The organism is Streptomyces sp. ActVer, assembly GCF_027270795.1.
In the GTDB taxonomy this organism is placed as follows: domain Bacteria; phylum Actinomycetota; class Actinomycetes; order Streptomycetales; family Streptomycetaceae; genus Streptomyces; species Streptomyces umbrinus_A.
Genome location: NZ_JAPWHT010000350.1, coordinates 1 through 11,091, shown reverse-complemented (window position 1 = coordinate 11,091; position 11,091 = coordinate 1). Strand labels below are relative to the sequence as shown.

General features: G+C 71.2%; 11 protein-coding genes. 4 read left to right on the top strand and 7 right to left on the bottom strand.

Features of this window, described 5'->3' with window-relative positions; all coding sequences use genetic code 11:
- Nucleotides 1–93: 93 nt before the first annotated feature.
- Nucleotides 94–1,125, bottom strand: coding sequence for an SGNH/GDSL hydrolase family protein (locus O3Q52_RS38770; RefSeq protein WP_269653277.1), 1,032 nt, complete (start codon nucleotides 1,123–1,125; stop codon nucleotides 94–96).
- A 147-nt stretch (nucleotides 1,126–1,272) separates the two neighbouring features.
- On the opposite strand from O3Q52_RS38770, the gene O3Q52_RS38765 reads away from it, so the two are divergent.
- A complete protein-coding gene (locus O3Q52_RS38765; protein WP_269653276.1) occupies nucleotides 1,273–2,664 on the top strand; it encodes a cystathionine beta-synthase in 1,392 nt (463 codons plus the stop codon).
- Between the two features lie 499 nt (nucleotides 2,665–3,163).
- Here the strand turns inward: O3Q52_RS38765 and O3Q52_RS38760 are convergent, their stop codons facing one another.
- From O3Q52_RS38760 to O3Q52_RS38740, 5 genes are all read right to left on the bottom strand, one after another.
- Nucleotides 3,164–3,592 (bottom strand): hypothetical protein, encoded by a 429-nt coding sequence (locus tag O3Q52_RS38760; protein ID WP_269653279.1) that lies wholly within the window; start codon nucleotides 3,590–3,592, stop codon nucleotides 3,164–3,166.
- Between the two features lie 123 nt (nucleotides 3,593–3,715).
- Nucleotides 3,716–4,648, bottom strand: coding sequence for an ABC transporter substrate-binding protein (locus tag O3Q52_RS38755; RefSeq protein ID WP_269653275.1), 933 nt, complete (start codon nucleotides 4,646–4,648; stop codon nucleotides 3,716–3,718).
- Between the two features lie 143 nt (nucleotides 4,649–4,791).
- Nucleotides 4,792–5,454, bottom strand: a complete 663-nt coding sequence (locus tag O3Q52_RS38750) for an ABC transporter permease (protein WP_055617529.1) — start codon at nucleotides 5,452–5,454, stop codon at nucleotides 4,792–4,794.
- 1 nt (nucleotide 5,455) lies between these two features.
- Nucleotides 5,456–6,097: an ABC transporter permease gene (locus tag O3Q52_RS38745; RefSeq protein WP_055617530.1), complete on the bottom strand. Its 642-nt coding sequence runs from the start codon at nucleotides 6,095–6,097 to the stop codon at nucleotides 5,456–5,458.
- Nucleotides 6,094–7,128, bottom strand: a complete 1,035-nt coding sequence (locus tag O3Q52_RS38740; protein ID WP_269653274.1) for an ABC transporter ATP-binding protein — start codon at nucleotides 7,126–7,128, stop codon at nucleotides 6,094–6,096. The genes O3Q52_RS38745 and O3Q52_RS38740 overlap by 4 nt, the downstream gene beginning before the upstream one ends.
- Before the next feature lie 141 nt (nucleotides 7,129–7,269).
- Between O3Q52_RS38740 and O3Q52_RS38735 the strand changes: the two genes are divergently transcribed.
- From O3Q52_RS38735 to O3Q52_RS38725, 3 genes are all read left to right on the top strand, one after another.
- Nucleotides 7,270–8,904, top strand: a complete 1,635-nt coding sequence (locus O3Q52_RS38735; RefSeq protein WP_269653273.1) for an aromatic amino acid ammonia-lyase — start codon at nucleotides 7,270–7,272, stop codon at nucleotides 8,902–8,904.
- 56 nt (nucleotides 8,905–8,960) lie between these two features.
- On the top strand, nucleotides 8,961–9,848 hold the full coding sequence (locus O3Q52_RS38730) for a MurR/RpiR family transcriptional regulator (RefSeq protein WP_269653278.1): 888 nt from the start codon (nucleotides 8,961–8,963) through the stop codon (nucleotides 9,846–9,848).
- Between the two features lie 103 nt (nucleotides 9,849–9,951).
- Nucleotides 9,952–10,536 (top strand): hypothetical protein, encoded by a 585-nt coding sequence (locus O3Q52_RS38725; protein WP_269653272.1) that lies wholly within the window; start codon nucleotides 9,952–9,954, stop codon nucleotides 10,534–10,536.
- Nucleotides 10,537–10,550: 14 nt separating this feature from the next.
- On the opposite strand, the gene O3Q52_RS38720 is transcribed toward O3Q52_RS38725, so the two are convergent.
- Entirely contained in the window at nucleotides 10,551–10,925 is a 375-nt protein-coding gene (locus O3Q52_RS38720; RefSeq protein ID WP_055617533.1) for a hypothetical protein, read from the bottom strand.
- Nucleotides 10,926–11,091 lie beyond the last annotated feature (166 nt).

Here is an 11,091-nt window from a genome sequence, read left to right as displayed (position 1 = left end):
CCCTCCGGCGTTTGAGGAGCGGGGGTTCGGGGGCGGAGCCCCTGAGTAAGTGACGGGAATGGGTAGGGGCGGCGGGGGCGAGAAAACGCCAGGTCAGGCCGACGGCTCCCGGGTCGTCGTCGGGGACGGGTCCGTGGCCGGGACGCGGTGGCGGCGGCGGCGCTTGAGGAGGGCCCAGGGGCCACGGGGCCCCGTGGGCATGGCCGCAGTGACCTCCGTACCCGCCTCGGACGCGGCCTCCGCGGCGGCCCGGGCCACCGGCAGGAACCCCTCCCGGCGGGAGACGTCCGGATGCTCCTCCTCGGCCGGCCACAGGCCCAGCGCCGCACACGCCGTGGGAAGTACCGCCATCGCCGCCGTGGCATAGCCCTCGGCGGACGGGTGGTAGTTGTCGGGCCCGAAGAGCTCCCGCGGATTCGCCGCGAACTCCGGCCCCAGCAGGTCGCCCAGCGACACCGTTCGCCCGCCCTGCTCCACCGTCCCGATGGTCTGGGCGGCCGCGAGCTGCCGCGAGGCCCGCCGGGCCAGCCACCGCAGCGGCTGCTGGACCGGCTCGATGGTGCCCAGGTCGGGGCACGTGCCCACGACCACCTCGGCACCCGCCGTACGCAGCCTGCGTACCGCCGCCGAGAGGTGACGGACCGAGCGCGTCGCCGGCATCCGATGCGTCACGTCATTCGCGCCGACCATGATCACGCACACGTCGGGCACCCCGTCCGGCTCCCCGAGAACCACCGCGACCTGGCGGTCCAGGTCGCCGGACTGGGCGCCGGGCAGCGCCACGTTCCGCAGCCGCACCGGCCGCTCCGCCACCGCCGCGAGCCCGGAGGCGAGCAGCGCCCCAGGCGTGTGACGGGCCCGGTGCACCCCCTGCCCCGCCGCCGTGGAGTCACCCAGCATCGTCAGGCGCAGCGGTTCCTCGGAGCCGGCGTACACATACCCGTACAGCCCGTCCGCGCTCGGCGGATGGGGGCTGTGGCCGTTCCCCACCTGGCGCTTAGCCAGCTGGACCTCGGCCAGCACCACTCCGACCGTCGCCGCGCCCAGCAGACCGATCCCGCCGCCGCCGTACGCGGCGCCCGCGGCGATCCGGCGTGCCACCCTCGCTCTCGACAAGCTCGTCATGCGTAGCCGCCACCTCCTCTTTGCCGTACACCCACTGCTTGCCCCGTACAGACCGTCGGCCAATCTCAACGCGACGTGAACGCCCGACACGGGGCTTAGGCTGACGACACCACCTCAATCACTTCCTTTTCAGCTCCGGAGACAACGGTGCAATTCCACGACTCGATGATCAGTCTCGTCGGCAACACCCCGCTGGTGAGGCTCAACAGCGTGACCGCCGGCATCCAGGCGACCGTGCTCGCGAAGGTCGAGTACTTCAACCCCGGCGGTTCCGTGAAGGACCGCATCGCCCTGCGCATGATCGAGGCCGCCGAGAAGAGCGGCGCGCTCCAGCCGGGCGGCACGATCGTCGAGCCGACCAGTGGAAACACCGGTGTGGGCCTTGCCATCGTGGCTCAGCAGAAGGGCTACAAGTGCATTTTCGTGTGCCCCGACAAGGTGAGCACCGACAAGATCAACGTGCTGCGGGCCTACGGCGCCGACGTCGTCGTCTGCCCCACCGCCGTTGATCCCGAGCACCCCGACTCCTACTACAACGTCTCGGACCGGCTCGTGCGCGAGACGCCCGGTGCCTGGAAGCCCGACCAGTACTCCAACCCCAACAATCCCCTCTCGCACTATCACTCCACCGGCCCCGAGCTGTGGGAGCAGACGGAGGGGCGGATCACCCACTTCGTGGCGGGCGTGGGGACCGGCGGCACCATCTCCGGGACCGGGCGGTACCTCAAGGACGCCAGTGACGGGAAGGTCCAGGTCGTCGGCGCCGACCCCGAGGGGTCCGTGTACTCCGGCGGGTCCGGGCGTCCGTACCTCGTGGAGGGCGTCGGTGAGGACTTCTGGCCGACCGCGTACGACCGGACCGTCGCCGACGAGATCGTCGCCGTGTCCGACAAGGACTCCTTCCAGATGACCCGGCGCCTCGCCAAGGAGGAGGGGCTGCTCGTCGGCGGCTCCTGCGGCATGGCCGTCGTGGCCGCGCTGGAGGTCGCCCAGCGGCTCGGGCCCGACGACGTCGTGGTCGTGCTGCTCCCCGACAGCGGGCGCGGCTATCTCAGCAAGATCTTCAACGACGAGTGGATGGCCGACTACGGCTTCCTGGAGGACGAGGGGCCCAGTGCCCGCGTCGCCGACGTCCTGAGCGACAAGGTGCACGGGGCCATCCCGTCCCTCGTCCACATGCACCCGGACGAGACGGTCGGCGAGGCCATCGAGGTGCTGCGCGAGTACGGCGTCTCGCAGATGCCGATCGTGAAGCCCGGCGCCGGTCACCCGGACGTCATGGCGGCGGAGGTCGTCGGGTCCGTCGTCGAACGCGAGCTGCTCGACGCGCTGTTCACCCAGCGGGCCTCGCTCTCCGATCCGCTGGAGAAGCACATGTCGGCGCCGCTGCCCCAGGTCGGCTCCGGTGAGCCCGTGGGTGACCTGATGACCGTGCTCGGTGGCGCCGACGCGGCGATCGTCCTGGTCGAGGGCAAGCCCACCGGTGTCGTCAGCCGGCAGGACCTGTTGTCCTTCCTGGCCAAGGGTGGACACCAGTAGGAACGTCCGGTGAACTGCGCACCCCGGAGGGGAACTTCCGGTGTGAGCGATCACGGCGGAACTTCGTGGAAGTGGTACGAGCGCGTCACGTCCGCGCAGCACACGCTTAACACGCGTCCGGCACATTGGTGGATGTCGGCAAGGGCGGGAGCGGCTCCCCGCCCCGGCCGACACCAAAACGGCGCCAAGGACCTCCGGAGCGGCTCCCGGACCTCCATGGACGCCACGGACGCGTAAGCCCGGCCCTGACCCGGCCCGCGTCCCTCGCGGGGACCGCCGTCGTCCCGCCCCCCGGTAACGGGGGTGCGGCGGTCCCCGCGCAAGCTCGCGAAGGGCCCGGTACCTAGTAGGTACCGGGCCCCTTTTGCGTGTGGGTGTTCCGCTTGTGGGTCGTTTGCCGTGCTGCGGGCCGGTGGGGGCTGGTCGCGCCCACGCGGCGGAGCCGCAAATTGTCACAGCCCCGCGCCCCTTACGGGGCGTGGTGGCGGTCAGCGGTGGCTCACTCCTCCCACTCGCTGTCCTGGGAGGACTTGCGGCGGCGGGCGAAGAAGTTCGGCGAGTTGCGTGCGGCCTGGACCACGTTGACCCCGACGATGCCCGCCCAGGCGACGAGGAGGCCGGGCAGTTCCGCGACCCCGCCGCCGATCGCGGACAGGGGGATCGCGAGGACCATCGAGACGATGCCGAAGCCGAAGCGCTCGCCGAAGGAGTCCGAGGACCCCTGCGGGGAGCGCGAGCCCCGGGCCACCACCATCTGCTGTTCCGCGAGCTGACGACGCACCCGGCGGTCGACCGCGCCGTCCAGGCGCTGCTCGACCTTCTCCAGGAACGAGTCGACCAGCGCGGACTCGTACTCTTCGCCCAGTTCCTTGCGTGCGTGCAAGGTGGCGTCGAGTTCCTTCTTGAGTTCGGCGTCGCGGGCTTCCATACCGGTCATAATCCAACGGTAGAGAGGCGGAGCCCGGTTGGCACGGGGGTTAGCCCCCCTGTCGCCGTCGGGTTGTTCCCCACCAGGTGGGGACGCCGTCGACGGGTTCCGCCGGCTCGGGCCCTACTTCGTCAGGCCCTTCTCCTTCGCGTACGCGTTGGCCACGTCCTCCGGGTCCTTCTTGTCCTTGTCGACCTGGCGGTTGAGCTCGGTCAGATCCGCGGTGGTGAGCACGTTGCCCAGCTCGGCGAGGGCCTTGCGGACCGTCGAGTCGGCCTTGCGGTCGGCTATGAGGGGGACGATGTGCTGGCCGGGGATGAGGTTCTTGGGGTCGGTGAGGACGACCCACTTGTTGGCCACGATGTCGGTGTCCGTGGTGAAGAGGTTCGCCACGTCCACATCGCCCTTCTTCAGGGCGCCCTTCACCAGCGGGCCGGAGGAGTCGAGGGACTTGAACTCCTTGAACTCCACCCCGTACACGTCCTTCAGGCCCACCGCGCCGACCTCGCGCTTCTTCACCTCGGGCGCGGCGCCGATGACGAGCTTGCCGTTCTGCTTCTTCAGGTCGGCGAGGGAGGACAGGCCGTACTTGTCGGCCGTCTCCTGCGTGACGGCGAACGCGTCGGAGTCCTCGGCCATGCCGTAGGGCAGCACCTGGAGCCCGGCGGGCAGCGCGATCGCGAGGGCGTTCTGCATCTCGCCCTCCTCCGTCGCCTTCGCCTTGGGCGAGAGGTAGTGCAGGAGGGCGCCCTGGTACTCGGGGAGCAGGTCGATGTCGCCGCCCTTGAGGGCGGGGATGAGGATCTCGCGGGTGCCGAGGTTCGGGCGGACCTTCGTCTTCACACCGGCGGCCTCCAGTACGGCCGCGTAGAGGAAGCCGAGCACCTGGTTCTCGGTGAAGTTGGCGGTGCCGATGGTGACGCCGTCCTTGCTGGACCCGCCCCCGCCACCGGCACTGCCCCCGCCGTCGAGCGAGGTGATCCCGCTGCTGCACGCGGCGAGAGCGGGCACGGACGCGGCGGCGAACAGCCCGCCGAGGAGAGTACGTCGATTCATGGGTGGAAGCTCCTGAGGGGGAGTTGCTGAGATCGGGGGCGCCCCGTAAGGGGCGCGGGGCTGTGACAATTTGCGGCTCCGCCGCGTGGGCGCGACCAGCCACGTGCGGCCCGCAGATTCAGAACTGCAGCCAGCGGCAGCGCCTACGCGGGGCGATGACGGAACAGCACCCGCTGGAGGCCGCTCAGACCCAGGTCGAGAACAACGGCGACCAGAGCCACCAGCACCGCACCCCCCAGCACCTGCACAAGGTCCCGCTGCGCAAGCCCGTCGAACACATACCGACCCAGCCCCCCGAAGGAGACGTACGCCGCGATCGTGGCCGTGGCCACCACCTGGATCAGCGCCAGCCGCAGGCCCGTCATGATCAGCGGGAGCGCGAGGGGCAGTTCGACCTGGAAGAGGACCTGGTGCCAGCGCATGCCCTGGCCGCGCGCCGCGTCCTTCACGTCCGGGTCGACGGCGGTCATGCCCGCGTACGTGTTCGTCACGATGGACGGGACCGCGAGGGCGACCAGCGCCACGTACACCGGCCACATCGACAGGCCGCTCGCCAGGAAGACGAGGACGACCAGGCCGACGGTGGGCAGGGCGCGGCCGAAGGACGCGAGGTTGATCGCGAGGAACGCGCCCTTGCCCGTGTGGCCGATCAGCAGGCCCACGGGGAGGGCGATCGCGGCGGCCACGAGGGTGGCGAGGAGGGAGTACTGGAGGTGCTCGGCGAGGCGGTGGCCGATGCCGTCGGGGCCGGTCCACTGCTCGCCGCTGACCAGCCAGTCGCCGAGGTCTTTGAAGAGTTCGTACATGTCAGGCTCGCCGCCTCGTCCACGGGGTGAGTACGTACTGGACGGCGACCAGCAGAGCGTCCGCGACCAGGGCCAGCAGGAGCGTCAGGACGACGCCGGCGATGACGGGGGTCGGGAAGTTGCGCTGGAATCCGTCCGTGAAGAGCTGGCCGAGGCCGCCGTCGCCGATGTACGTGGCCACGGAGACCAGCGAGATCGACATGACCGTGGCGATGCGGACGCCCGCCATGATCACGGGGAGTGCGAGGGGGAGCTCGACCGTGAGGAGGGCGCGCAGGGGGCGCGTGCCCATGGCCTTCGCGGCCTCCTTCGTCTTCGCGGGGACCGAGTCGAGGCCTTCGACCGTGTTCCGCAGGAGGACGACGAGGGTGTAGATCGTCAGGCCGACGACCGTGGTGGTGCGGGTCAGGCCGGAGACCGGGAGCAGGAGCACGAAGACCGCGATCGACGGGATCGTGAAGAGGACGTTCGAGAGGCCCAGCAGCACGCCGCGCAGGGGGCGGATCCGGTGGGCGACCACGGCCAGCGGGAGGGAGATCAGCAGGCCGAAGAAGACCGCGGACAGGGCCGCCTGGAGGTGCGAGACGGTCAGGGTGGTGAGGTCGTCGGTGTGGTCGCCGATCCACGACCAGTCGATGGTCACGAGGCCACCCGGGCTTCCGCGTGGGCCTGGCCCGCGTGCTGGTGGATCTCGTCGCGCGAGGTCACACCGGTGAGGGCGCCGTCGGCGTCGACGCGGGCCACGAGTCCGGTCGGGGAGGCGATGGACTCGTTGAGCGCGGCGAGCAGGGAGTCGGTGTCGCGCAGCGGCCGTACGGGGAGTTCGGTGTCCCCGGTGCGCCAGTGCAGGGGCCTGCGGGCCGAGTCGAGGGCCAGTTCCCAGGTGCCGCCCTCGGGGGCCGGTGCCTGGGGTATGTCCTTGAGCGGCGTCAGGGACAGGAGCTTCAGGCCGCGCTCGGCACCCAGGAAGTCCGCGACGAAGTCGTCCGCCGGGCGGGCCAGCAGCTCGGAGGGGGTCGCGCACTGGACGAGGTGGCCGCCGGTGCGGAAGATCGCGATCTGGTCGCCGAGCCGTACCGCCTCGTCGATGTCGTGCGTGACGAAGACGATCGTCTTGCTCAACTCCTTCTGGAGCCGCAGCAGTTCGTCCTGGAGCTGGGTGCGCACGACGGGGTCGACCGCGCCGAAGGGCTCGTCCATCAGGAGTACCGGCGGGTCGGCGGCGAGCGCGCGGGCCACGCCGACGCGCTGCTGCTGGCCGCCGGAGAGCTGGTGCGGGTAGCGCTTCCCGGATTCGGCGGTCAGGCCGACCGTCTCCAGGAGCTCGGCGGCCCGGGCCCGTGCCTTGCGGCGGCCGTGGCCGAGGAGCAGCGGCACGGTCGCGATGTTGTCGAGGACCGTGCGGTGCGGGAAGAGGCCCGACTGCTGGATGACGTAACCGATGGAGCGGCGCAGGTCGGCGGCGTCCTGGTCCAGTACGTCACGGCCGCCGACCCGGATGGTCCCGGAGGTCGGGTCGACCATTCGGTTGATCATTCGCAGAGTGGTCGTCTTGCCGCAACCGGAAGATCCCACGAGGACGGTCACGCCGCCTTCTGGCATCTCCAGGGAGAGGTCGTGGACCGCTGTGGTGCCGTTCGGGAAGCGCTTGTGGACCGCGTCGAACTGGATCATGAGGTGTCCCTTGCCCGGCTGCATATCGTCATGCAGAGTTCTCTGTATCTGAATAGGTTGTCAACGGTTCGGTGTTAATCGCCGGTTACTTATGACCGTCAGGCAAGATCCAACGTCCGGATTGAGGGGAGTTCGCGCTCTATGTCGTCTCGGGATGTGGACGCACCGGGTGCGGTGACCACCGGCCTCGTGGTGCTGGACGGTTGCAGCACCGGCGTCGCCGACGTCGTACGGCTCGCCGACGGGACCGCACGGCCGGTCGCGGGTACCGAGGCGATGAAACGCGTCGAGGAATCCTGGGACGCCGCCCGGCGGATCGCCGCGACCGGGCGCGTGTACGGCCGCTCCACCGGAGTCGGCGCCAACCGGAACGAGGACGTGCCGACCGAGGCGGCCGCCGAGCACGGACTGCGGCTGCTGCGCAGCCACGCCGGCGCCATCGGTGAGGAACTGCCCGCCCGGCAGGTCAGGGCGATGCTCGCCGTCCGCGCGAACCAGCTCCTCGCGGGCGGCGCGGGCCTGCGGCCCACCGTCGTCACGGCACTGTGCGAGGCGCTGGAGGCCGGGGCGTACCCCGTCGTGAACGAGTTCGGCTCGGTGGGGACCGGGGACATCGCGGCGCTCGCGCAGCTGGGCCTGGCGCTCGCGGGGGAGCACCCCTGGCGGGGCGTGGACGCGTCGACCGGTGTGCGCGCGGTCGTGGGTGCCGGTGCCTCGGGGAGCGTGGGCGGCGGTGTGCTCGGAGGAGCGATCGCGGGCGCCGCCACGGGCGCGGTCGCCGGTTCGCCGGAGTCCGTGGGCGCGCCCGAGCCCCAGCCGCTCGACAACAACGACGCCCTCGCGCTGATCAGCAGCAACGCCCTCACCCTCGGACAGGCGGCCCTCGCGCTGCACGAACTGCGCGGGCTCATCGGGGCCACACAGGTCGTCGCCGCGCTGTCGCTGGTCGCGGTGGACGGCTCGTACGAGGCGTACGCGGCACCCGTGCACGCCGCGCGTCCGCACCGCGGTTCGAGTGAAGTGGCCCGCCGCATGCGGCAGTTGATCGGCGCCGCCGACCACCCGACGCCGCCGCTCGGCCGGATCCAGGACCCGTACGGATTCCGGTGTCTGCCGCAGATCCACGGGCCAGCGCACGACGCGGCCGACGCCCTGGAGGAGGTCCTCGCCGTCGAGATCAACGCGGCCGCCGAGAACCCGCTGATCTGCGCCGAGGACATGGCCGCCTACCATCACGGCGGCTTCTACCAGGCCCAACTCGCCCTGGCCCTGGACCACTTCAGGCTCTCCCTCACCCAGGTGGCCCGGCTGTCGACCTCACGCCTGTCGACCCTCAACGAACCGTCCTACACCCGGCTGCGCCCCTTCCTCGCCGACCACGAGCCCGCCTCCTCCGGCGTGATGATCCTGGAGTACGCCGCCGGCGCCGCCCTCGGCGATCTGCGGGCCTTCTCCGCGCCCGCCTCGCTCGGCCACGCTGTACTCTCCCGGGGCGTCGAGGAGCAGGCCAGCTTCGCCTCGCTCGCCGCACGTCAGACGCTGCGCGCGTGCGATGCGTACCGGCTCGTCGTGGGCTGTGAACTCGTCGCCGCCGTACGGGCGTTGCGCCAGCGCGAGCTGCGGCCGGATCCGGAGCTGCCGGTGGCGCGGGCGCTGGAACTCGCCGAGTCGGTGCTCGACGCCGACCCGACCGACCGTCCGCTCACGGACGACGTGACGGCGGCGGCCGCACTGCTCGACCGGTTCACGGACATCTGGAGGGGGAGCACGGCATGAGCGTGGACGGGAACATGAGCGTGAATATGGGCATGGACAGTGACATGGACACGAGCATGGAGACGGGCCTGGACGGCGTGACGGGCGCGGACGACGGGAGCGCGGGCGTGACGGACAGTCCTGCCGGGCGACTGCAGGCGCTCTTCGAGGGCCACCGGCTCACCCCCACGCAGCGGCGCATCGCGCACAGCATGGTGCGACGGGCCGCCGACGTGCCGTTCCTGTCGAGCGTGGAACTCGCGGAGCTGGCCGGGGTCAGCCAGCCGTCCGTCACCCGTTTCGCCGTGGCCCTCGGCTTCGACGGCTATCCGGCGCTGCGCAAGCACCTGCGCGAGGTCGCGCCCGCCGAACCCGCGGCGGACACGGGCTCGTACAACGAGTACCAGCAGGCCGTCGAGGCCGAGATCGAGAACCTGCGCCATCTCGCCTCCGTGCTCGCGGACCCGCGGCCCGTGGAGCGGGCGGGACGGCTGCTCGCCGCCTCACGGCCGCTGCCGGTCCTCGGACTGCGGGCGGCCGCGTCCCAGGCCTACGGCTTCGCGTACTTCGCCGCCAAGGTCCATCCGGACGTACGGCTGCTGCACGAGGGCGGCACGATGGTCCACGACCGGATCGACTCGGCCGTACGGGCCGGGGCCACGACCCTGCTGTGCTTCGCGCTGCCCCGGCATCCGCGGGAGGTCGTGGACACGCTGGCCTACGCGAAGGAGGCCGGGCTGACCGTCGTCACGGTGGCGGACTCGGCGTTCGCGCCGGTCGCCAAGGTGTCCGACCTGCTGCTTCCCGCCGCCGTCGGGACCGGGCTCGCCTTCGACACGGCGTGCGCGCCGATGCTGCTCGGGCGGGTGCTCCTGGAGGCGATGTGCGACGGGCTGCCCGAGGCGCAGGCACGCCTGGAGGAGTTCGACGCGCGGGCCGCCGCACGGGGCCTGTTCGTCGAGTAGGGGTCCCGCGTGGTTTTTTTGGGGCGTTCTCATACGTGTCTCACTTTTGCTCGCTAGCCTGCGTGCCCAAAAGAGGCGTCGTCGAGTCGGTGAGGAGCGGATCGTGACGCGCGGAGGGCAGGGACTGGCGCGGGTGGCCGTCGTCGTACGGGCCGGGGCGGCACCGTTGTGGTGGGTCGGAGTGATCTCGGCGGGTGTGGGTGTACTGGTGCCCGGGATCACCGGGCGCCGGATCGGGGTGATGGCGGGAGCCGCCCTCTTCCTGATCACCGCGGCCGTGGTGGCCCTGGTACGGCACAAGCGGTACGCGGCGCTGGTGGGCGGAGCCGCCCGGGCCGGGAAGCACGACGTGCTCCAGGACCGGGCCGTGACGGTACGGAACTGGCGGCGCGGGCACCGGTGGTGGCTGCTGCTCGCCCTCGCGGGAGCACTGGGCTCGGCGTTCGCCGTCCCCGCGGCCGGCGGGATGCTGCTTGCCGGAGCCGGGGCGGGCCTCCGCCTCAAGGCGGCCCGGATCGGACGGCTCGAACGGGCCGCCGAGTCGCTCGTCTGGGTCCGCGTCGACTGGCTCGGGCGTGGCGCCGGCGTTCCGGCGGGCAAGCAGGTCAAGGGCTATCGCGCCACGGGGATCGCCGCGGGCGACGCCGCGCCCGGTGGGGCGCGGCGTCGGGGTGGCGTGCTCGTCTGAGCCTCGGAGCGGGGTCAGACCTCCAGATCCGCCTCGATCCTCTTCAGTTGATGCCTGGCCATCGCGAGGTTGGAGCGCTTGGCGTCGAGCACCAGGTAGAGGAAGAGACCGTTGCCGCCGCGGCCCTTCATCAGGCGGATCAGGTGGTACTGGTCGGAGAGCGTGATCAGGATGTCCTCGATCTCGCCCTTGAGCCCCAGGTGCTCCATGGTGCGGATCTTGGCGCGTACGACATCGGTGTTGCCGGCCGCCGCGACCGTGAGGTCGAAGCCCTTGCTGCCGCCGATCGTGCCGAGTGCCATGCCGCTGGTGTAGTCGACGAGAGCGGCTCCGGTCGCGCCCTCGATGGAGGCCAGGGCCTCTTTCAGAGAGGTTTCGGTGTTGGCCATGGTCGTGACTGTCCTTTCGGTTCGGTGAGTCCGGACCGGCGAGTTCGGTCCGGTGGATCCGCGCTCAACGGCTGTTGCCGGTGCTCAGCGGCTCTTGCCTGTCGGCTCGGTGGTGGTGGTGCGCGCGACGCGCGCGGTTCGGGTGCGGGGCGCGGTGGGCTTCGCG

What these genes read in the sequence shown, in the direction of transcription:
- O3Q52_RS38730 (WP_269653278.1), top strand. Translation starts at nt 8,961, where the DNA reads ATGGAGACGGGCCTGGACGGCGTGACGGGCGCGGACGACGGGAGCGCG.
- O3Q52_RS38770 (WP_269653277.1), bottom strand. Translation starts at nt 1,125, where the DNA reads ATGACGAGCTTGTCGAGAGCGAGGGTGGCACGCCGGATCGCCGCGGGC.
- O3Q52_RS38760 (WP_269653279.1), bottom strand. Translation starts at nt 3,592, where the DNA reads ATGGAAGCCCGCGACGCCGAACTCAAGAAGGAACTCGACGCCACCTTG.
- O3Q52_RS38750 (WP_055617529.1), bottom strand. Translation starts at nt 5,454, where the DNA reads ATGTACGAACTCTTCAAAGACCTCGGCGACTGGCTGGTCAGCGGCGAG.
- O3Q52_RS38735 (WP_269653273.1), top strand. Translation starts at nt 7,270, where the DNA reads ATGTCGTCTCGGGATGTGGACGCACCGGGTGCGGTGACCACCGGCCTC.
- O3Q52_RS38755 (WP_269653275.1), bottom strand. Translation starts at nt 4,648, where the DNA reads ATGAATCGACGTACTCTCCTCGGCGGGCTGTTCGCCGCCGCGTCCGTG.
- O3Q52_RS38740 (WP_269653274.1), bottom strand. Translation starts at nt 7,128, where the DNA reads ATGATCCAGTTCGACGCGGTCCACAAGCGCTTCCCGAACGGCACCACA.
- O3Q52_RS38720 (WP_055617533.1), bottom strand. Translation starts at nt 10,925, where the DNA reads ATGGCCAACACCGAAACCTCTCTGAAAGAGGCCCTGGCCTCCATCGAG.